The sequence below is a fragment of the Bacillus cihuensis genome (assembly GCF_000504145.1).
Taxonomy (GTDB): domain Bacteria; phylum Bacillota; class Bacilli; order Bacillales; family DSM-1321; genus Peribacillus; species Peribacillus huizhouensis.
The window spans coordinates 123,720-147,429 of sequence record NZ_KI632498.1 but is presented as its reverse complement, the minus strand read 5'-3'; the positions used below and the strand labels follow the sequence as shown (position 1 = coordinate 147,429).

Annotated in this window: 15 protein-coding genes; 4 read left to right on the top strand and 11 right to left on the bottom strand. The window is 38.4% G+C overall.

The window, feature by feature from the left end:
- Window positions 1-122 precede the first annotated feature (122 nt).
- Window positions 123-1,646: a murein biosynthesis integral membrane protein MurJ gene (gene murJ, locus V179_RS0122565; protein WP_028393479.1), complete on the top strand. Its 1,524-nt coding sequence runs from the start codon at window positions 123-125 to the stop codon at window positions 1,644-1,646.
- Between the two features lie 317 nt (window positions 1,647-1,963).
- Here the strand turns inward: murJ and V179_RS0122560 are convergent, their stop codons facing one another.
- The 9 genes from V179_RS0122560 to V179_RS32095 all read right to left on the bottom strand — a co-directional run bounded on the left by V179_RS0122560 (window position 1,964) and on the right by V179_RS32095 (window position 15,299).
- A complete protein-coding gene (locus V179_RS0122560; protein WP_051405095.1) occupies window positions 1,964-3,988 on the bottom strand; it encodes an S-layer homology domain-containing protein in 2,025 nt (674 codons plus the stop codon).
- A gap of 256 nt (window positions 3,989-4,244) precedes the next feature.
- Window positions 4,245-5,243: a C40 family peptidase gene (locus V179_RS0122555; protein ID WP_028393477.1), complete on the bottom strand. Its 999-nt coding sequence runs from the start codon at window positions 5,241-5,243 to the stop codon at window positions 4,245-4,247.
- Between the two features lie 225 nt (window positions 5,244-5,468).
- Window positions 5,469-7,400 (bottom strand): S8 family peptidase, encoded by a 1,932-nt coding sequence (locus V179_RS0122550; RefSeq protein ID WP_028393476.1) that lies wholly within the window; start codon window positions 7,398-7,400, stop codon window positions 5,469-5,471.
- A gap of 53 nt (window positions 7,401-7,453) precedes the next feature.
- Window positions 7,454-8,878, bottom strand: a complete 1,425-nt coding sequence (locus V179_RS0122545; RefSeq protein ID WP_028393475.1) for an N-acetylmuramoyl-L-alanine amidase — start codon at window positions 8,876-8,878, stop codon at window positions 7,454-7,456.
- 563 nt (window positions 8,879-9,441) lie between these two features.
- Window positions 9,442-10,686, bottom strand: a complete 1,245-nt coding sequence (locus V179_RS0122540) for a C40 family peptidase (protein ID WP_051405094.1) — start codon at window positions 10,684-10,686, stop codon at window positions 9,442-9,444.
- Between the two features lie 236 nt (window positions 10,687-10,922).
- Window positions 10,923-12,932 carry a penicillin-binding transpeptidase domain-containing protein gene (locus tag V179_RS0122535; RefSeq protein WP_028393473.1) on the bottom strand — a complete coding sequence of 670 codons (2,010 nt, stop codon included), beginning with the start codon at window positions 12,930-12,932 and terminating at the stop codon, window positions 10,923-10,925.
- Between the two features lie 143 nt (window positions 12,933-13,075).
- Window positions 13,076-14,062 carry a magnesium transporter CorA family protein gene (locus V179_RS28530; protein ID WP_051405093.1) on the bottom strand — a complete coding sequence of 329 codons (987 nt, stop codon included), beginning with the start codon at window positions 14,060-14,062 and terminating at the stop codon, window positions 13,076-13,078.
- Between the two features lie 30 nt (window positions 14,063-14,092).
- Complete coding sequence (locus tag V179_RS29315; RefSeq protein ID WP_051405092.1) at window positions 14,093-14,515, bottom strand: hypothetical protein; 423 nt, start codon at window positions 14,513-14,515, stop codon at window positions 14,093-14,095.
- 658 nt (window positions 14,516-15,173) lie between these two features.
- On the bottom strand, window positions 15,174-15,299 hold the full coding sequence (locus V179_RS32095; RefSeq protein WP_268745213.1) for a hypothetical protein: 126 nt from the start codon (window positions 15,297-15,299) through the stop codon (window positions 15,174-15,176).
- Between the two features lie 197 nt (window positions 15,300-15,496).
- Between V179_RS32095 and V179_RS0122520 the strand changes: the two genes are divergently transcribed.
- Window positions 15,497-16,378, top strand: a complete 882-nt coding sequence (locus V179_RS0122520) for a helix-turn-helix domain-containing protein (RefSeq protein ID WP_028393472.1) — start codon at window positions 15,497-15,499, stop codon at window positions 16,376-16,378.
- 188 nt (window positions 16,379-16,566) lie between these two features.
- On the opposite strand, the gene V179_RS28525 is transcribed toward V179_RS0122520, so the two are convergent.
- Entirely contained in the window at window positions 16,567-17,088 is a 522-nt protein-coding gene (locus V179_RS28525) for a transposase (RefSeq protein WP_051405091.1), read from the bottom strand.
- A 205-nt stretch (window positions 17,089-17,293) separates the two neighbouring features.
- Between V179_RS28525 and V179_RS0122510 the strand changes: the two genes are divergently transcribed.
- A complete protein-coding gene (locus V179_RS0122510; protein ID WP_028393471.1) occupies window positions 17,294-18,904 on the top strand; it encodes an SWIM zinc finger family protein in 1,611 nt (536 codons plus the stop codon).
- Window positions 18,897-21,881 (top strand): DEAD/DEAH box helicase, encoded by a 2,985-nt coding sequence (locus V179_RS31835; protein ID WP_028393470.1) that lies wholly within the window; start codon window positions 18,897-18,899, stop codon window positions 21,879-21,881. The genes V179_RS0122510 and V179_RS31835 overlap by 8 nt, the downstream gene beginning before the upstream one ends.
- 917 nt (window positions 21,882-22,798) lie before the next feature.
- Here the strand turns inward: V179_RS31835 and nikC are convergent.
- Window positions 22,799-23,698: a nickel transporter permease gene (gene nikC / locus V179_RS0122495; RefSeq protein WP_028393468.1), complete on the bottom strand. Its 900-nt coding sequence runs from the start codon at window positions 23,696-23,698 to the stop codon at window positions 22,799-22,801.
- Between the last annotated feature and the right edge of the window lie 12 nt (window positions 23,699-23,710).

Genomic DNA, 23,710 nt, shown 5'->3' with positions numbered 1-23,710 from the left:
CTTTATTGCAAAATTTAGTAATCAAGATATGCTTCATTCCGTTAAAAGTGAGATACTGAAGTAAGGCGGCTAGTACTGCCTTACTTTTTCTTATCATTCTTGCTATAAAAAGGGGTTTCATAATGTCTACACTCAAAAAAACAGCTGTGTGGCTCACTTTACTTGCAATTTTCTTGAAGCTATCCGGATTTCTGCGGGAAAGTATTATTTCCCGACAGTTCGGTGCATCCGTTGATACGGATGCTTATTTTGCCGCATTTGGATTCATCACGCTTGTTTTGGCGATGATTTCAGGCGGATTTAATAATGTCTTCCTGCCACTCTATGTGAAGCATAAAAAGACAGAATCACAATTGGCGGAAAAAGCAGCCAACGGCATCATGAACACGACCGTCCTAATTTTCCTATTGATTTCAGCATTTGCGTTCTGGTTGGCTCCTTATTTTATTCCTCTGATTTTCCCAAACATGAATCCAGATGCTGAAATTATGACGATTAAACTTTCGCAACTGTTCTTTATTTTCATCAGTTTCATTGCTTTAAACGGAATACTTGAATCCTATTTGCAAGGACGTCGAATCTTTGTACCAGCACAAATTTCAAAAATCCTAGCCACTTTAACAGGGGCAGTTTTCGCCATCTTCTTCTCAGAACAATGGGGAATTTACAGTTTGGCATATGGTTTTATCGTCGGAATTATCCTTGGGATTTTCGTTCAATTTTATTATTTAGTTAAAAGTGGATTTTCATGGTCTCCCACTTTAAAAGTGGATGTTGAATTCCGAAAAGCATTCCTAATCTTAATTATCCCTTCATTGTTGAATTCTGTTGTTGGTCAAATCAATTTACAGGTCAATAGATCATTTGCATTCGGTACAGGTGATGGGTCCGTTACCTATCTAAACTACTCGTCACTCTTAGTCAGCATTCCGAATGCGATTTATGCAACAACGATTGCAGCAATCATTTTCACACTGTTGTCCGAACAAGTTGACAATATTAAAAAATTTCAACAAACCGTTTTCATGGGGATGGAGATTTCACTTGTCACATTAATGCCAATTGCTGCAGGATTACTCGTTGTCGGTGATGCGGCCATTTCCTTCATCTATGAAGGCGGAAAATTCACAGCCGATGACACGCAAAAAACGTATTTAGCTCTCGTCTGTTACTTGCCGATGATCGTCACCCAAGGGCTTCAATTCATCACATCAAAATCCATGTATGCCCAAGGGAAAACAGCTATCATCTTCCGAATTAGTGTCACAACAATTGTTATCAATTTCGTATTAAACTTATTAATTGTAGACCGTTATGGCTATGTTGGACTCGCGATCACAAGCTCACTCGTTTCTATTTATTATCTAGTTGTTTCATCCATTGTCGTCTATAAAGATTTTCCGAAATCAGAATTGCGACGACTCATTGGACTAACATTACGAATTATTCCACCAACGGTTATCATGGTGGCTCCAATTTGGCTACTAAAAGAGTACACACCGATTCATAACTGGTACTCCTTATTCCAGCTTACATTACTCGTTCCAATTGGTGTAATCCTATATACTTGTTCACTGTTTGTATTCTACCGCCAAGGCTTTAACAGGTTATTGAACTTATTGAAGAGGAAAAAGGCTGGCGTTTAATTTAAATTCGTGTTCAACTCGTGTATTAGATTGCGAGTTGAGCTTTTTTTGGTGGATAAGAGTGGGTTTGGGGTCTTTATACGTGGTATTAGGCATGTATAATGGAGATGGATTCGATGTTGATGAGTCAATTTGTACATAATTTATCGGAAATCTAGTTTAATTGATCCAAACTTGTCAATAATTAATCCGAAATTCAGAGAATTAATCCATATATTAAATAATTAATCCAAACCTGAACTATTGCAAGAAACCAGATTCCTGTCATTTCTACAACCCAAAAAGAGGTCGACAACATCCGTGTCGGCCTCTTTCTTTTACTTCGCGATATTTACTTTATTCACATAGTCTGTGTGTAAATAGCTAAACTCTGCATTATTGCTATCTGATAAAACTTTGTACCAGTTCGTATTCACTGTTCCAACGATAATCAATGGATAGCCTTCACTCGGATATTTGAATTGCATTGCAAATGAAGTTCCAGCGCCTTCACGAACATTTACCCATTGTGCAGTTAGGCCGATTGTGTATGGAGTTGGGTTGTTGATAAAGTCTTTTCCCCCAAGCGCTTGATCTATGCGGTACATATGTCCAGCTACTTTTTGGCCCCAATATGGGTCAGATGCGTATCTGACGTTAATTCCACGGAATTTGTTACCTGGTGAAGCACCGTTATGATATAAGATATTTCCGTTTTCAGGAATTGGTACATAGTTTTTGTTTAAGTAATTAGTCACGAGACTTAACATGCTGTCGTACACCGATGCGTATTTTTCCCCGTCCAATGGATTGCTATCAAATACTCTAATTCCGAATAAATTGTTTGAATTTTGCGCATGAGGACTTAAACCATAGTTACTTTCATGTATTGCCATGCCCAATATGAGAAGTGCATTTATATGATACGTTTTTTCAATTTCCTTCAATTGCGAACCGATTCCGATCAGCTTGCTAATTTTAGTTGCATCTTTGAAGTTAACATATTTTTTGGGATCACTAACATATAAAGCTTCAAGCTCTGCTAATCTTTGTGTGATAAAGGCATCAAGCTCAGCTGCCGTATATTTGGTCTCAGCTCTTACAGAAAGCATATTAAAATATTGATAAGCTGTCCCAACTACTGTACCAGATGTTGTTTTGAATGTATTACCATCCCAACTAATATATTTCACACCTGCTTTTAAGAAAGATGGAGCAACACCAGTTGCATAAGACACATATGATTTCTTATTATTATCATAAATGTAGTGTACTAGTTCACGATTTGCGTTTACAGAATAGTAGGAGAGGTTATCCCCCACCATTTGACTTGGTAAAAGGTAAGCATTATTATGTTTTACATATCCTGTTCTTCCCGCTACTTTGACTGTGATTTTGCTTTCATCTGAAGTCACGTATTCCAACTCAGTTGGAGGCGATCCGTTAGCTCCTGCATCTACAGGCATAATAATTGTTTTTAGGTTGGACTCGTAAATGATTGTCGTGTTTTGTTCAACAGAAGGACTGGCAACCACGATTCCATTCGTCATTTTTACAATTTTGCCATTATACGTGATAACCTGGTTAGCATTATTCGTAATGGCACGATCCGCTTCATCTAGCGTACTATAATTCTTCGTTCCTTCTGTAATGGATCCTTTTGCATCAATGGTAGCAATTTTGAAAGAGTCTTGACCAGGTGATGGTTCCGGATCAGTCTCGTTTTCATAGTTTTCAGCAGCTGTTAACATTCTGTAAATAAATGCAGCGGCTTGGGCACGGGTTGTTGTCCCTTTTGGATCAAAGCGGAAACTGCCGTTTGGCTTGGTGTTTGTATAGTTAGGAATACCTAAAATAATATTTTGTGAAACCATACTCGCAATGGCTGCTCGTGAGATAGAGCTTGTAATTAGATCTGCATCAGTAAAATTCAGCGATCCTTTTTCACGTGGAACCTTTAAAAATGAAAGCGACTTATCAATCATATTGGCTGCTTGTTCTCTTGTGATTGTGTCATTTGGGCCAAATTTCCCATTTTGATAGCCTGTGATAATACCAGCTTCTACTGCAGCATTGATCTCACTTGCCAAGGGGGCATTCGCAGGAACATCTGAAAACTGAGTCGTTCCTCCTGTGAGCTTAAGTGCACGAGAGATGAAGGCTGCAAACTGCGCTCTCGAAACATCTTCATTTGGTGCATATTTTCCATTCTTGTAACCATAAAGAACACCTTGTTTAATCATTTCTCGCATTTCGAATTCTAATGAGTGATTAGTTAGATCGTCTGCTGCTTTTGCTTGGTTGATCGGTAGGAATGAAACGACTAGCAAAAGACTTAGAAGGATCCCCATTACTTTCTTCATACTAAACTTCCTTTCTTACATTATTTTTTCCAACTTACATTAATATAGTAATTTTACCAAAATTACACCAATATTGATAATATAATTATATTTTCATAGTTATCAAGTTTTAACAAATGAATTTTTGCTAGTATAACAACCTAAAAAAAAGGCAGACCCGCGTCTACTAAATACAGTTTAAGATAAGGCACATTAATACTGTAAATGAGTGCGAAGTCAAACCTTTAAAAGTCATCCTCTTTTATGAATAAAATTATTATAAATTGATCGCATTATAAATCGCTGCTGAGAAGAACGCGCGAGTAGCGTCATCTCCTGTTCGGTATACTGGAGTTTGGAAACCTGATGTTGTATCGATTTTCTTCATAATCATGATAGCGTTATATGCTCTGTAGCTAGGCGGTACATCACTATACATAATACTAGAAGCTGAATATGTTATTTTTTTATCAAGCTTAAAGGCATTTTGAACAATGATAGCCATCTGTGCACGAGTCATTGTTTCCTTAGGACGGAATGTACCATCTTCAAAGCCATTAATAACTCCTAACTCTTTAATAGCAGCTATATCAGATGCGAATCTTGATGAAGTCGCAACATCTTTATATGAATATAGGCTAGCAGATTTTCTCTTTAATACTCTGTTAATTATCGCTGCTGCCTGTTCTCTTGTAACGGATTCATTTGGGCGGAATGTACCGTCTTCAAAGCCTTGAATCACCTGTTGCACATTTAATTGCTGAATCGCTTCTTTTGCAAAGAAATCCTTGTCTATGTCACTGAATGTAGTGCTATTACTTGCTGAATATGAAATTCGCTTTGCTCCTGCATATTTGGGAGCCCAATATGTATTATCTAATGATACAATCGCAATTCCTTTGCTGCTCGTTGCACTAATAAATGAATTGTCGCCTGTATAAATTCCAGAATGCGTCACGCCAGATTTACCTGAAACTGTATTTTTGAAAAAGACTAGGTCTCCTGGTTGTAATGCGGATTTGTCTACACTTTTTCCAACAGTGGCTTGTTCAGCTGCAGTTCTTGGTACCGAAACTCCAATCTTATTAAAAACATAGACTAAAAAACCGGAACAGTCGAATCCTTTTGGAGTCGTTCCACCCGTTAAATATGGAACACCGATATGCGATTTAGCAATATTAAGTAAATCTTTCTCAGTAGCTGCCTCTACTTTAAAAGTTGGAAGCAGAGAGAATAATAATCCTATTATGAATAAACTACTAAAAATCCGTTTCATTGTCTCTCCTCTTATATCATTATAATTTTTAAGTATTTTAGCGAAATTTAACCCTTATAGTCATATCTTAGCAATTTTTGTTGTCTATTTATTTTACATTTGTGTTACAAAATAATTTTACTGGCATAGTTGTCGTAATTTAGGGAATAGAAGGGGAATATCACAAAAAACCTGAGGTGATCTCATAAGTGCGTTAGCACCTTATGAAACTAGCCTCAGGTTCATCTATTTCAATTTAGAATTGTTTGCTTTTGATAAAAATACAGCATAATTCGAACGACTCATCAAGGCATAAGGACGGAAGGTGCCATCTTCATACCCTTGTGTAATTCCAGCAGTAGCTATAAGATTAATAGCTTGATTCCCTGTTACATTAGATGAAACGTCTTTGAAGGTTAGTGCAGAGCTAGTTGATAACTTATATGCTTTCGACAAAAGAATAGCCATTTCTGCTCTAGTCACATTTTGGTCCGGCCTGAAAGTTCCATCTGGGAAGCCTTGTAGAATTCCTTTCTCATAAGCCTGTTGAATATAGCCGGATGCAAAGCTTTTAGCAGATACATCTTTAAACACGGTCGCTGACTTATTCTGAGAATAGCCAAGGGCTCTGCCAAGCATACTGACTGCTTCAGCTCTTGTTACTAGCTTATTTGGCATAATTAGGCCATTTAGATTCCCCTGAATAATTTTACTTTTGTGTAAGTACATCACATTACGTGTATACCATGCTTCATTGTTTAAGTCTGAGATAATTGGAGTTTGAAGCTTCACTGTAAACGTATATGTTTGGTCAAGCATCTCTCCCCCTCTTGATACTGGAACTAATTGATAGTGAACCTCACCTTCTTTTCCATAATCCTCAATCAGATTAGACGTTTCATTTTCCAATATTAATCTGCCAAAACGGTATAGATTATAACTTTCTGCTTCTAGTGGTAGAGAAGTTATAGTTAGTGTAATTTGACCATCAACGCTTTGTTCTGTTATGACTTTCGTTTCCAAACCATTTAAAGACGATCGATCTACTTGCGCTAAGCCGTAACCATACAATGCATCACGCCCAACGGCTCCGAGATCCTTCGCGTTGTCCTGAAGTTTTTGACGTATTTGTTTGTTTGTATAATTCGGATACTTTTCCATATAAAGTGCAGCTAGTGCTGTAACATGAGGTGCTGCCATTGAAGTCCCTGTCAGTGTTTCATAGCCTGTTTTGTTAATACTAATTGGATAAGTACTAGCAATTGCATCGCCTGGTGCAGATAATTCTACTTCCTTCCCAACTGAAGAATATGAAATAATTCTATTATTCTTATTCGTTGCCGAAACGGCGATTACACTTGAGAACTTCGCGGGATATAGCACATTTTGTTCTTTTCCTGTAATATTGCCCTCATTTCCAGCCGCTGCAACGATAAGAATTCCCTTTTCATAGGCTTTGTCTAGCAAAGCTTTCATTGTCGGATCTTCCTCTGGGGTATTTAAACTTAAGTTAATAATATCTATTCCATGTTGAATAGACCACTCAATTCCAGCAAGGAGAGATGAACTACTGCCCTCTCCTTTCTCATTTAAAGCTTTTACAGCGTATAGTTTTGCTTTTGGCGCAATACCTACATATCCTATATTGTTATCCTGTGCACCGATAATTCCGGCAACATGAGTTCCGTGTCCGAATTCATCTCGATAAGAGTTTTTACATGCGTCTGGTTTTTCTGAAATATCTAAAACACATACCCCACCCGCTATACTTAAATCAGGATGAGTAGAGTCAATCCCTGAATCGATAATAGCAATCTTGATTCCATCTCCCGTTAAGTCACTTGGCGCTTTATTAGGGATATTCAGGTTTTGATGTGACCAAGGGGTTTTCTGAGAACTGACTTGAACACTCCTATCATCGTATACTGATTTCACAGATGGAGAATTTTTTAATTGAATGATTTTGTCATTTGATAGATTAATTGTCACCGCATCAATAGATTTATACTCGTAAATAATAGACGAATCTAATTCTTGTAATAAGTCATAATCTATTTCATTTTTAAACATTACATTTTGCCGACTAACCCCTGTTGACTCTTGCTCTGCAAAAGTAGTGACAGGGAGTAAAACAAAAAGTAAAAAAGACAAGGTACTTAACCATACATTCTTTTTCATCGCATCTTCCCTCCTTTATTAAACAGAAAAAAGGAGCCTATAAGACTCCTCCATTATTTATTTACTATATTATAAAGTTTCGTAACATCATAGCCATTCCCTTTATAATAATCCAATATTCCTAAGTAAATTGCATTTGCGGCTTTTTGACGCCATTCAGGTGATTTTAATTTAGCATTATCATCAGCGTTAGTAATAAAGCCTAATTCTGCAAGTACTGCAGGCATTTCCGTCTGCTTGATGACGATGTATCCAGCATTCTTTACTCCACGATCTCTTAGATTCCAGGCTTCTACTAATCTTGCTTGTATAGCACTAGCTAATTTCTTACTTTCTGTAGTTCTCGTGTTCGTTGCAGCAGCACTGTAATAATACGTTTCTGTTCCAGTTGCACTGCTAGTGGCAGCATTCGCATGGATACTGACAAAAATATCCGCATTTAATTTATTGGCAAAAGCTACTCTGTCAGATAATTCGATGAATACATCTTTGTCTCTTGTAAGCTGTACATCAAATGGTGTTTTCTTTAACAAATCACGAACTTTTAGAGCCGTATCAAGTACAGCGGTTTTTTCATAGAGCCCAAAACCGACAGCACCTGAGTCTTTTCCACCATGACCTGGATCGATGACAATTGTTTTACTTGCCAATGGTGATTCTTGTGAAGGAGGTGTCGGCGAAGGTGTGTTCACAGAGGTACTAACATAAGAACTATGAACAAAGCCTTCTTTTGACCCCGATTTTATGTATATCCAGTTACCAACTTTATATGCTGTTTGTACACTTTCGCCTTTTACCAATGTTGCAATATTGGAGTATTGCGCAGAAGGTCCAGAACGTACATTTAATGAGTTTGCTGTTACGAATAATTCATTTTGGAATAAGACAGAAGGATTAACACGCAATTTGTAATTAATTGCTCTAGCTAAAAATATCGAGAAATCCAATCGAGTCAATTGATAATCCGCTCCAAATGACCCATTTGACATTCCTTGAGCAATTCCTCTGCTCATCAATGCATTTGCGGCACCTGATAAGGAGCCTCCAAATTCATAACCAAAGGCTTTACTTATCATAACAGCCATTTCTCCACGGTTAACAACAGCATCTGGTCTAAAAATCCCCGCGCCATAACCTGAGAGAATTGTCTTATCTACTGCAGATTGTATATATCCAGAGGCAAAGTTACCAGATCCGACATCTTTAAATTCTGTTTTTCGCTGTTGGCCATTTAGCTCTAACGCCCTACCAATCATCGCTGCTGCTTGAGCTCTCGTCACAACATTACTTGGAAGAAACCTTCCATCTAATGACCCACTAACAATCGACCCCGTTGCTAGATACATAATTTCATTGTATCCACGATGATTCACAGAAATATCCTTAAAGGTAGTGTCAGCATGTACATTAGCACTCCCTAAGGGCAACCAAAGACCAAGCATCAAAACAATACTGAGAAGCAATTTAGTTTTCTTCATCCTACTGTGTCTTCCTCCTTTTATTTTCCCAGTCATTTTAACATACATCTCAATATTTCAAGTTGTAAAAAATGAATACTTATCGAAATAATTCAAAAGTAATATTTTTTTGTCGTTTTTTTAATAAGTTCTGTTAAATTTGATTATTGATTCTTGAACACAACCTTTGAATAAAAAAGCGGATTCTTGAATAACATGAGATTATTAAGTTTTAATAAGGCTGAAAATGTTTTTATATACCTATCTATTCTTATCGGCTATTCTCCACTTTTTTTTATATAGATTGGGAAATTAATCCGATGAAAATGTTGAAAAATGGAATCAACACCACTCATAATTGCACAGAAAATCTCCGCATGCAATTTATTGGATAGGTCATTCTACCCAACTTCTTTGCTACATCGCACAGGTCTAGTAAAATTCCATAAAAATGACCAAGCGCATTCATTAAATAGAATAAGCTTGGCCTATTTAAATCGAGTACTATTATTTTCTTCAGAAATTCTACAAAAGATACGGTACATTTAGCTATAAGGCTTAAATGAAAGTCTAGTATTCATGCATTACAAACTCTTATAGCCCATAATTCTATTTTTAAAGTATGAATTATGAATGGATGTCACCGTTACACCCTGGCTTGAACTTGCATGGATAAATTCATCATTTCCTAAATAGATTCCCATATGTGAAATAACCGCTTTGCTATTAGTTGCTGTATCGAAGAAAATTAAGTCTCCAGGCTGAGGTGTCTTCACACTTTTTCCCATATCAAAATACGTCGCAGCTGAAACGCGAGGAACTTGGTAGCCAGCTTTCTTTAATACATAATAGATAAAACCGCTGCAATCAAAACCATTAGGTGATGATCCTGCCCATGAGTAAGGGGTACCGGTTAGTTCCTTTGCTATACTGATTAATTCCGATGATGATTGCGCATTGTTAGCAACCTGATCTGGCTTGGCTGAATTTTGGGTTTCCGAAACTGTTAAACTACTATCAATAATTAAGGTTTGTCCTACATAAATCGTATCAGTAGTTAACTGATTCATCGTTTTCAATTGATTAAACGTCATGCTGTATTTGGAAGCGATTTTAGCTAAAGTGTCACCAGCTTTTACCGTATATTTTCCGTTCTTTGGTTCAGTTGGTTTTGCAACACTTTGTTCAGCAGTGTCTACAGTTGGCGTCGTGCTACTATTCATTTCGATAGATTTTCCAACTTGAAGGACTTGTCCTGGTAATAGAGTATCTGATTTAAGATTATTGATTGTTTTCAAGTTTGCGACTGTAGTATTCGTGCTATTAGCGATTTTCCAAAGACTATCTCCGCTCTTCACTGTATATGATTGGCCTTTTGAAACTTTGCTCGAGGCTGTTATTGGCATTTCCACTACAGGTGAACCTTTTGTATCAGAGACAATCAGCCTATCTCCTGGATATATAACGGTAGAACTAAGATTATTTATATTCTTCAATTCACCGAGAGTGATTCCATATTTATTCGCTATCTTCGTTAAATTATCTCCAGAAACGACAGTATGTATCGTTGTATTAACTGCTGGTTGTGATGCAGCTTTTACTGTTTTTGATGTAGATGCCTGATCCAATAATAAGACTTGATTCACATAAATAACATCCGAATCTAGCTTATTGAGTTCTTTTATTTTTGCTACGGTCGTTTTATTGGCTTGGGCAATTTTATGTAAATTATCTCCTTGTTTCACTGTATATGAATCAGCAAAAGCAGCTGGTGCGATCATAGAGGATATCACTGCGACTGTCGACATCGTGTAAAGGGTTTTCTTCATCATTCCCCATCCTTTAATTTGTAATTAATCTTAATTTTAACAAATTTTGTGTCGGAAACATCATTACATTTCTGTTACAAATGGGTGAATAATGATTTATTTTGTAGAACAAATCATTTACAATACAATTCTTGCTAAACTTCTACAACTGAATAATGTTTTCTTCGCTAATAAAAAGAACCTTTATTCGCACGAAAAGACGAATAAAGGTTCTCCATTTTTATTTTTTCACCGATTTATTCATGGACCTCATTTAGATAGTCAACCCAGACCGGCTTCATTTTATCAACGACAAGATGGCTGCCGCCTCTACCTTTGACGTTTTCCATCATCCAAGTCATCAGAAGCCTCGGATTATCTGTGTTGTAGCCTACAAACCAACCATTTTCAGTACCTGTCGATTCTTTGCTTTGCTTTATTTCGGCCGTTCCTGTTTTCCCGGCAAGTGGAATGCCTGTCTCACTAAGTGAGTGGGCAGATCCGGCACGGTTTGACACGACTTGAGTTAGCATTTTAGTCATTTGTGTAGCTTGATCTTTCGAGATGACATTTTCTTTCCAATAAGCTGGCTTATCATTGCCATCTAGAAACAGCTTGGGCGCAATCATGTTTCCTTCGTTCACAAACGTCGTATAAGATAGCGCAACATGCAAAGGACTCATCAGTACTTGCCCCTGACCGTAGCCACTGTCAGCAAGTCTGCCTTCTGAATCGATTTTCCCAATTTGTGAAGCTTTAATCGCATATTCAAACGGGATGTTTTCATCAAAGCCAAAATCCTTCAACCCTTTTGAAAATTTATCTGTTCCAAGTTGCAATGCTTTTTGGGCAAAGTATATATTATCGGAATATACTAATGCGTCCGTCATATTAATTGGTTTACCTGGTGTGGATACCCTCGTTATACTGTGATCTTTCCAATTAGACTTCTTCCACGTCTTTCCTTTAATTTCAATCGCTTCGTTTGGATTGATCCCATTTTTCATAGCAATCGAAGCGGTGAGCCCTTTGATCGTTGAGCCTGGGGAAAAGGTTGCACTAAAACGATTAATCAGCGGCTTATTCGGATCACTTTCCAACGCTTCCTGCAGGGCCGCTGTCATTCCAAGCACGTATTGGTTCGGATCAAACGATGGGCTGCTTACAAGTGCCAATGTTTCTCCTGTTAACGGATTTAGCGCTACTGCAGAGCCTGATTCCCCTTTGTATTGGGCGAAAATTTGCTGTTGTAACTCAGCATCGATCGTTAGGGCGATCGTTTCCCCTTCTTCTGCTTTCTTTTCAGCAATGATCTTTTCCTGTCCTCTTTCCGTGTTAACTGATATTTTAGCGCCTGGTTTTCCTTTCAATCGTTCTTCTAGGATTTGCTCAAGCCCCCTTTTGCCGATAACATCGTTTGCTCGGTAGCCTTTCTTTTCCCATGTTTTCAGCTCTTCAGCGGTAATTTCACCGATATAGCCAATCAGATGAGCGGTTACTTCTTTGTACGGGTATACACGCCCTGCCACTTCATTCAAATGAATCGATGGAATGTTTGCAAGAGCTTCCTTTAATGCGGGATCTTCAACGGCCACTTTTTTAAGTGGCACAAAGTAGTTAGGCTTTACCCAGGATTGATTTAGCTTTTTTTCTACTTCAGCTTTTGTCATATGTAATAGTTTAGAAGTTTGGGTAATAATTGCGTTCGGATCCGCCATTTCTTCTGGAACAATCCCCACTTCCACGACAGAACCGTTCATCGCCAAGTATTGCTCATTACGATCGACAATTTCTCCACGAATAGCGGGATATGTTGTAATCGACACTTTGTCTCCTTCTTCTAGCTCAGGAAAGATATAAGTAGTATTCCAATCTATATACCAATTCTCTTTATCGTCTTTCCCTTCTTTAACAAGTGTTGCTTGATGGTCAAACTTTACTGAACCAGCCATTGTATTCATGCTGACGGAAAAAGGTAACTTAGTCTCTTTCAGCTCCTTATCGTTGGTAGTTTCTTTCGGTTTTTTGTATGCAATTTTTAAATTGGAAGCTTTAATATCCCGATATATTTTTTCATACCGTTCTGTGAAATCCTTTTCATTTATCGTTTTCTTAGCTTCTGAGGATAAATACTTATACATTTCTTCATAATTTTGTTCATTCCATAGCTTCACATATGCAGCGAACCGATCTTCTGGCACGGGACCTTTATCAGAACATCCCGATAGAATTACAAATAAAATGGAAATAAAAAGAATTTTTTTCATTCTTTCCTCCTTGAATGTATCGTGTGTCTAAATTATCATTATTTTCATTATAAAATATTTTTCTTAGGTCCGCTAGAAAGAGTGGTGACAAAAGAAAAGACTGCCCCATAACGAAAAGGTCAAACCTTTGGGACACCCTTCTATTAGAAAATTTTATTATTCCGTCTTTTATGTTCCTTGATCCAACTTTGGAGAAAAAACACACCTAGAATTAGCGAGATGACCAAGCCGGACATTGTCACGAAAAATACAAAAAACTCAGATGGCGTATAGGACATAAATTTATTCCACGAAAAATTCCCTTTTCCGTCTTCAATGACTAGATTCATTCCAAAAATCCCCGATAACACTGTATAAATCGTCAGGATTTGCAACAAGGCATTTTGACGTTTTCCAGAAAGTTTATCCTGACTTTGATACAAATCATACAATGTTTCCTTTACATCTTGGTAAAGTCGTTCAATTTGGAATATATCCTTTGTCATCTGGAAGATTTCTTTTCCTGTCGTGGTACTATTCACTACAGGGAAATAAAATTTAGCAGAAAAATTCGCAATCATGACGATCAGTAATGCCGTACTAGATTGATCTTTCTCAATATCAATCATGGAATGCTGATGAGATAGTTTTAATAGGACGATTTTATAGTAATAACAGAGAAGCATCGAGTAAAACAACTGACCATACATTTGACTAATCAATTCCTTCTGAATGCTGCCAGATGCCTTTGTTAAACAAACGAAATGATTCTCACTAATTATATAATAGGTCTCATCCCCCCAACGATCATAAACATGTAACTTATAATACCGTTCGATATAGTCCAGATTCAAAGCACCAAGATAAGAGTTCCCACTAGAATCGTATCCGTTTAGTTCCCCTGCTCTATATAGACTCTTTTTCGAAATCTCACTATCTTCTGTCAAGGAAAGTTGCCCAATCACGTACATCCGCTCATCAACAAAAAAAGGCAGGCTACCAATGTAAGTAGCTTGAATTTTGTTTTCGTCGATATAATGTCTCATACCTTGAAGCATTTCATTAAATATGAAATCCTTCACCTCTCGATAGGTCTTTTCTTCACATCCTATTTTCGCACTTTCTTCATCATTCAAAATTTGCTCTAGCACTCGAAATGTATCTCCAAAGTGCAGAACATCTCAATAGGAAAGACCTTCAGGCAAAGTGACACGAATATTGATCAACCCAATATGGAATGGACAGATGAAAACATCGATGGAATCTATGATGAAATCTGTTGCGAGATGCTTGGAGGAAAATTTGCATGCAAGATTGGTACGTTTTGAAAACCGGCGAAAGCTTTCTCTCCTTTTATATGTTTGAGGAAATAAAATGGGTTCTAGATTGGGCAGAAAAAAACGTTCAAGTGAACGATGTGATACACTGCTTCCTCCATAATAGGCATGTTGCTGTTTTGTATTATTTAAATCAAAGAAGTAGAATTCCATTTCCATTAATTTATTGGCAAATTCCTCGATTTGATTTTCTTTTATCATGAATGGAAAGATAAATTGAAATTTTGCTTTATTCACTTTAGGAAAGTCCGCTTCTTTTTTTTCCACAATGATTGCCCTCCAGTATTCATCTTATATGATCTACTGTACCCAGGGGCATGATGGTCAAAACCAGTTGGAAGAAAGCTGAGGCTCCAGTGCTAGAGGTTGTTTTTGGGGAGTAGCTACAAAGAACAGTTGGGGTTCTTCAAATGAATTGTCCTAAGAAATTAAAAAACCCTGCAAACAGACAACCGTTTGCAGGCAACGGAAACGTCCTTTTTCCGAAAGACGCTTCATACTTAGGTACTAGAAACTGAGGGTTTCCAGAAATTTAGGAATCATACTATTACAATTCCAAATTAAATACAAAATCTGAACAATTGTTCATTATGGTTGTTTTTTGCAACATAACGAACACTCAACTTCATTTAAACATTTTTCTCATTAGAGATAAAACTGTAATTTCGGACGTATTTTGCCATTTTGGGCGAATTTTAGTGATTTAAGTAGTTCTATATCCCTTTTTCGTACAAAATATAACCATAGGAATATTTTCTATCAAAAATGACCTAATCTTGAGAGAAACATGCAAAATTGGCATTTCATTTAGCTGAAAAAAAGGAGTGTCCCAAACAAAAGGTCTGATCCCGCATCACATAACTAAACACAGTAAATTTAAGTGTATGAGACAACCCCCAGCAAACTTTTAATCTATCATTTATTATTAGTATTCAGATGGTAATTCGAAAGTTCCTACAGATCCTCCCGAAGTTCCAGTTGAATAACCGATAAAGCCTAAGCCCGCTACTATGAATAATGCAAACATCATCCCAACTACCTTCTTTTTCATAGGTACTTCCTCCCTTTTTCTTAATAATTATTGGATTTATATAGAAATAAATTCTATATTTATATTTAACCATATACTTAAAAATTGGGATTTAGCCTTGTCACTGCTTTAATTTAGAGAAACCATGTAAACTATCATGATTTCTTCCGTATTTGTATGAAAATATAACTCTAGGCATATTTACATAGGGGGTTAGTATGAATTTTTTAGAAATCGGACATAAAATTAAAGAACTTAGAAAACAAATGAAACTTTCACAGGAAGAGCTTGCTGAAGGGATTTGTACACAGGCACAGATAAGTAAACTTGAAAAAGGGGATGTTTTCCCCTATGCTTCGACACTATACTTGATTTCCCAAAAGCTTGGTGTTGATGTGAACTATTTTTTCGATATGGGGATGACACCGCGCCTCGATTATGTAAAAGAAGTAACGAATCAATTAAGAAATGCTAGAAGGACGATGAATTATCAAGAGATCAGGGACATCGTTTGTGCAGAGGAGAACAACCCGTTATTCAAACAACATAAACGTAATTATCAACTATTGTTATGGCATAAGGGAATCTATCATTATGAATTATATCGCGATCCTGTTAAGTCTATTAATATTTTAAAAGATGCGATTCTTTTGAGCCAATCTTCGAATAAAGTACATTCTGAGCGGGAAATTGAAATATTGTTAAGTATCGGCGTTATTTACTTCGAAGAAGGTCAATTCAAGCAAGCACTTTCTACCTATAAGGATGCTTATACTTTCATTAACACTATTCCTTATTTAGTTGATAATACAGTGAAAATACGTTTGTACTATAATACTGCTCGAACGTTGACTCGGCTGCAGGATTATGAAAAGTCCAATAATTTCTGCCTCGAAGGTATTCAATGGTGCATTCAGAAAAGTAATCTTTATTTATTAGGTGAGCTTCACTACCATACAGGTTATAATTACGAGCTCTTAGGTGATCTTATTCTTGCTGAAAAATATATGGAAAAGGCAAAATTAATCTTCGACCTCCAGAATGACACACGCTTCATCTCTTTTATCTCGCAAAAAATAGATAACTGGAAAACCCTCTAATCTCTTCCGCCAGACCGAGAAATAAGCGGTCTGGTTTTCACATAATTCAAATACACCGAAACTAAAAACTCCCCCCTAAAAATTCACTCCAAAATGAAGTATAATGATAAGATGAACTCGGGAAATGGGGTCTGACCCCTCATATATGATGAACAACCCCTTATTACAACTAGGGTTATTGCTGTAGATTAATTCTGGGAAATAGGGTCTGACCCCTGCACATAGGTGGTGTAGTTAGCTGGGGTTTGAAAGTAACGGAGGATTTCAGTTGTGGTAATGTGTCGGTTTGGGGTTCCATTGGCATAGGCAGAATAGCTGCTCCACTTATAATGTTCAGGATTTTGGACGATATTGGCTTTAACGGGGTTTAGATGAATATAGCGACTAGTGCTCGTAAAGTGTTCGGGAGATTCGATCATTACGGCATGATAACGTCCTTGAAATACGTGACCGTCGAGGTTGTGGCGTTTATTAAAAGATATGGCATAGCGTGAGTTTAACTTTCTCATAATATTTCCAGTAGGATGTTCTTTTGTTTCCAACAATAAATGGAGATGGTTCGTCATTAAACAATACGAATGCAAGTAAAAAAAGTACTGTACTCTTGTCTCTTCTAAATAATGCAAATAACGTAAACGATCAATATCATCATAAAAAAAAGGAAGAACGGCTTTCGCCACGTCCTGTGGCAACGCCGTCCTGACCCGCATCCTGCGGGCCTCCGCGACACGTAATATGATACATCGCGCCAGGAAACCATACCCTGTTCTTTCTTGGCATATACAATATCAATCCTTTCTAGTTTGGGAAATGGGGTCTGACCCCTAAGTACCCTTGATTCAATACTATGATATCAACGTTTTTTATACAATTATTATTTTGGGAAATGGGGTCTGACCCCCTTGGAGGTGCTGTATGGAAGATTTGTTGTTTTTGGCGGAAGAGCTTGCTAGGCTGCTTCGTCCTTCGGTGGATGAGGATCAGTTGACGATTCGTGAGGGGCTTGCTCTTTATCGTCAGGGATTAGTAAAGGTGACTTCGAAGGAAGAGAGTTCGGTTTATGCTATTGTGCAAGATGTAACCCCAAAAGAGGTTGAATTCGATATGCTATTTTGGGTTGCATCTGAATGTACATGTGACAATTCATCGATCTGCAAACACAAAATTGCGGTGTTTTTTCACTTATACGCAAGTATTGCTAGTCCAGCCGATTGGGTCATAGGTTGGACCCAAAGCGAAAAAGAGGCGAACTCCCAAACAAAACTTCCGATTAAACCTGCCAGTACCCTACTTAAAGAATCAGCACCGTTCGAACAAAGTTATGATAACTGGAAGAAATTCACCACAAATTCTTTCACAGAATTAATCGAAGATCAATTTACAGAGAACTCCTTTGTCATGGAAAGACATATCCAGCATTACTTATCAACGCTTATGTCCAAAGCTCCTATGGATTCGAATTGGAAGCTGCTTTATCAGTTCATTACGTCCATGATCACTTTACTGCATACATTCAAACTGTTGGATGAGCGTCGAAATCAGCCGTATACTATTCGGGCCTTTTACCAGCTAACTGAGGATTTATTTGATTCTTTACATTCAATGATCTATCGCTTAGCAAACCGATCACGACCATTCGCTTTTGATTCATTTATAAGTAATCTATCTGAAGATACAATCGATCTATTACGAGGCAATGAAGGCTTGCAATTTGAGAAAATCGATTTGTATCGGGAACTGTGGACCCATTTATTCTCGAAAAAAGCATCTCGAAAAGTAGAATCGGAACGAATCGAACAGGCGCTTTCGACATCTATATTGAGTGAAATAGAGCGCTCCACTCACTTTATTGCTGCTATTCACCTCTATATACTAGATAACCAAGATGACAAAGCGATTCCATTGCTGAAAAACCTTACATCCAACGATTGTCCTTATCTATATGATTGGATGAAACAATTTGCCGACCAAGATACACATCAACGTAATCTACCTTATATCGAATTTATTATCCGTAATCTACATGATTATTTAAGTGAAATAAAGGATTACTATGCTTGTAACGATCATGTTCGCATCTTAGCGAAACCTATTTACGCTTCTTGCACACAACTGAAACGTTTGGATTTACTTGAAAAATTTTACCGAGAAGCGCTCCCATACAGCTATTGGGAATACTCGATGTTTCTTTTTGAGCAACAATCCTATAAAAAGTGGACGGATTTAATCATTTATTCAGGCGTAACAATTGATGCAATCGGCCAAGACATGATTAAAACGGTTGTGGCGAGCGATCCTAAGATTATACTGCCGCTCTATCACCATGCCGTACAACAAACCGTTTCTTTAAAAAATCGGGCTGCCTACAAGCAAGCCATTCGGTATTTGAAAAAAATGCGAACGATTTATAAAAAGATGAAACAGGAAAATGTGTTCGAGGATTACTTGGACTATATCTCTCTTTCCACAAAACGATTGCGGGCTTTTCAAGAAGAACTGCAAAGGAGTAAGCTAATCGATGGATAACCGGAAAACATTAAAAGTAAAAATTGCAGCAATCGGAAGTGGGAAATACTCCATTGCCATCGTCACCCCAGAAAATATATACGTAAACCCTGAAACCGTACGCAGACTCTTATTCTCTTGGGACGAAGCAAGCTTCTACGGCACTAGACTAACTGTTGATACAATTGATACGATTCCAGTATTTATCGTCAATGCATGGGTCCTATTGAATTTATTTGCCAAAGAGGGCTTTAACTCATTTATCGATTGGGAATGGTCAGAACTCTCTTCTCTCTGTCTATCTGCAGCACCTGTCCTTCATGAAGCCATTGAAATGGGTGTACCTGTTCCTGACTTTACCAGTTTGAAGAACGAACAGGTGGGTTGGACATTACCAGAGGAAGTATTGGAGGAATTCGTACCTGCTTTTTGGGAGGAAAAGGTCTACACCGATATTCACGCTGAAAATGAAGAAACGAAGAAAGCATTTATTGAGGCGTGGTATAACGATGCAGCGAACGCTTACCTTTCCAGCTATTCTACCCTAAAAAACAAATGGGATGAGGCACTTACTGCGTTAAAGGACACTCGACTTTCAGCTGACGAGTTACAAACCTTTTTTGATGAGGAAAGCTGGAGTGCTTGGTTAGGGTTGAAAGAAGATGCTAAACCGTTCGAAATTGGGCTGAAATTAACAGAACCATTAGACGGAGTCGGTCCTTGGCATTTGACTACTTTTTTACGTTCAAAAAAAGAAGAAGACGTGGTGATCGATTATCCCGCTAAACGATTACCACGTGGGTGGAGTAAATATGCAAGTGAAATCAAACAGACTGTTCAACGCTGGGCTTCCGTCATTCCATGGCTTAGCGATACAAAGAATGGTTTCAAAGAAGAGTTAAGCGAACCTGAAGCTTGGGATTTTTTAACGGACGCTAGTGAGAAGCTGTTATTTCTAGGAGCAGAAATCCTGCTTCCTTCATGGTGGATGGCCCTAAAAGAATCCTCCCTAAAAGTTAAAGCAAGAGTAAAAAGTTCTGCAAACCGCGGGCCTTCATACGTCGGATTGCAAGCGTTAATGGACTTTGACTGGAGGTTTTCCCTGAATGGAGAAGACCTTTCAGAAGCGGAATTCCAAAATCTCGTAAATGAAAAACGCCGCCTAGTCTTTATCCGTGGCCAATGGGTCAAGCTAGATCCGCATTTCATCAAACAAATTCAAGAACTCATGGAAACAGCCAACGACAAAGGCATACAGTTATCTGACTTACTACAGCAGGAATTCATGAGTGAACAAGATGAATTGGAAGATGATGATACCAACCAAATGTTGCAAATTCAATTTGAACTAAATCAAGAGCTACGTAAAATGGTCGGCCGTTTACGTGAAACGAAGAATATTCCGATTCTACCTGCTCCTAAGACCTTTCATGGTGAGCTCAGACCGTATCAATCTCTAGGTATGAGCTGGCTGCTATTCTTAAGGGAGCATGGTTTTGGCGCCTGTCTAGCAGATGATATGGGCCTTGGGAAAACCGTACAAATGATCACCTACTTACAGCATGTAAAAGAACAGCAACACAAGGAGAGCAACTCTGCAATTGAAGTGGCGGATCAAGAAGTAGCTGCAGTCCCTCAAGCTATTGTTGAAACACAAGAAAATGATGAAGATGTTGAAGGAAGCACCACTGAAGATATTCAGGATTCCTTAAAAGAAACGATTCCTGTTCAAGCCTCTCTCATTATTTGTCCAACATCCGTGCTTGGAAACTGGCAGCGGGAACTTGAACGGTTCGCGCCAAATTTAAAGGTGTATCTGCATTATGGGGCAAATCGTGTGAAAGGCGAGACCTTTGCTCAAACAATCGCAAAATACGATATCGTGTTAACTTCATACGGCATTACTCATCATGATTTTGATGCACTCGCAGCCATTTATTGGAATACAATTATTCTTGATGAAGCGCAAAATATTAAAAATGCCCAAACAAAACAATCTCGTTCTGTTCGGAAGTTTAAAGGTAACCACCATATCGCTCTTACCGGTACTCCAATGGAAAATCGTTTAAGCGAATTATGGGCGATTTTTGATTTTATCAACAAAGGGTATCTCGGGTCACTCAAACAATTCTCGGATAAATATGTAGCGACAATTGAACGAGAAGATCAAAAAGACAAAGTGAAGGAGTTGCAACGCCTGATTTCACCATTCCTATTAAGAAGAACGAAAAAGGATAAAGATGTTGCCCTCAATCTCCCTGATAAACAGGAACAAAAGGAATATGTTCCTTTAACAACAGAACAAGCTTCACTCTATGAGCAACTCATTAAAGATACCTTTACAGACATTGAGAAGTTATCAGCGTTTGAGAAAAAGGGTATTATTCTTAAGATGCTGAACAAATTGAAGCAATTATGCAACCACCCTGCTTTGTACTTAAAAGAGGATGCTACATCAGAAATCATGGCCAAAAGCAAACGATCAGGTAAACTCGAAAAACTAACCGAGCTAGTTGATGCAGTTCAAGAAAACCAGGAAAGCTGTCTTATCTTCACACAATATATTGGAATGGGAAATATGATGAAAGAATTGCTAGAAAAGCGATATAACATCGAAGTACCTTTCCTAAATGGCAGTGCCAGTAAAGCGCAGCGAGACACGATGATTGCCAGATTCCAAGCAGGTGAATTTCCGATATTCATCCTTTCGCTAAAAGCGGGTGGAACTGGATTGAACTTGACCACAGCTAATCATGTGATTCACTATGATCGCTGGTGGAATCCTGCCGTTGAGAACCAGGCAACCGATCGCGCATACCGGATTGGTCAAAAACGTTTCGTCCATGTTCATAAGCTCATTTGCACTGGAACTCTTGAAGAGAAGATTGATATGATGATTGATAAAAAGCAAGCTTTGAACGATGAAATCATCAATAGTGACAATTGGATCACCGAATTATCAACAGATGAAATCCGAGATCTTGTTTCCTTGCATTAAAGTGTTGATAGGTACGAACTCCATATTTCACCAGGATATCGTAGTGCACGCATTTACGAATTGCTGGTTCTAACCCTATTATTAAAAAAGCAGCCTCTTTTTAAACTCTGAGGCTGCTTTTACTGATTAAATCACTTCTTTTTCATGTAACATTTTGACTAAAGTCAGAGAAATCTTCCCTATTCTCCAGAAAAAGAAAGAACATCCGGTACTGCATTTCCTGATTACGATCGGGAACTTAAGATTTACGCGCAATATGTGCACTTTTCATGCCAGATTCGAGATTTTCGTGCCAGAACACCCTCTTTTCATGCCGGATTCGTGATTTTCGAGCCAAAACACTCTTTTCATGCCGGATTCGTGATTTTCGTGCCAAAACACACTCTTTTCATGCCGGATTCGTGATTTGCGGGCCAGAACACACTCTTTTCGTGCCGGATTCGTGATTTGCGTGCCGGAACACACTCCTTTCATGCCGGATTCGTGATTTGCGGGCCAAAACACACTCTTTTCATGCCGGATTGTGATTTGCGTGCCAAAACACACCCTTTTCATGCCGGATTCGTGATTTGCGGGCCAGAACACACTCTTTTCGTGCCGGATTCGTGATTTGCGTGCCAGAACACACTCTTTTCCTACCGGATTCGTGATTTGCGTGCCAGAACAACTCTTTTCATGCCGGATTGTGATTTGCGTGCCAAAACACACCCTTTTCATGCCGGATTCGTGATTTGCGTGCCAGAACACACTCTTTTCGTGCCGAATTCGTGATTTGCGTGCCAGAACACACTCTTTTCGTGCCCGGGTTCTTCACTTGTGCGCCAGGGTAAAAATTACGTGCAAAAATAAGTTTCAGTTCGAATTCCAGTCGACATGGAGAAAAGAAAAAGTCAGCCGTATTTAGCTGACCTTTCTACTTAGTTCTTCATTCGTGGATCAAGTGCGTCTCGTAATCCATCTCCCATTAAATTGAAGCCTAGCACGGTTAGCATGATGGCCAATCCTGGAAACAGGACGGTCCAAGGTGCTTGAAGAATATATGCTCGAGATTCCGCCAACATTTGGCCCCATTCTGGAGTTGGAGGTTGAGCTCCTAATCCTAAAAATCCGAGTGCTGCACATTCGATGATCGCTGATGCAATCGCTAGTGTGCCTTGTACAATAATCGGCGCCAGACAATTTGGAAGAACATGTTGAAAGATTATCCGACCATCTTTCATACCGATTGCCTTGGCTGCTGAGATGTATTCTTCTTCTTTTACCGAAAGCACCCTTGAACGAACGAGCCTACCGAACGTTGGCACATTAATAATAGCAATGGCTATTAGAGCGTTTCTAAGAGATGGCCCAAGTGCGGCAACAATCGCGATTGCCAACAAGATACTAGGAAATGCTAGTAGAATATCAAAAATTCGCGAGATTATCATATCTACCCATTTTCCATAATAGCCGGCAAGAAGACCTAGTACGAGACCTACAATCACGGAGCCGGCGACAGAGATAAAACCGACCCAAAGCGATAGACGTGCTCCAAAAATAATTCGGCTGAGAATGTCTCGCCCATATTCATCTGTGCCAAACCAATGCTCAGCGGAAGGGGCTAAATGCTTATCTGCTAGTTTCTGTGTCTCATATGAATAAGGTGCAAGTAAATCTGCAAACAGAGCCATCAAGATGAAAAAAACAACGATAAACAATCCTATAACAGCAACCTTATTCTTTTTAAAGCTTCTCCACCCTTCTTTCCATGGAGAAATGGCTGAATCTTCTACCGGTGGCCTCGTGAGCGGAGTTTTGTTGTTTATTAGTTCTGCCATGTCACGTCCCTC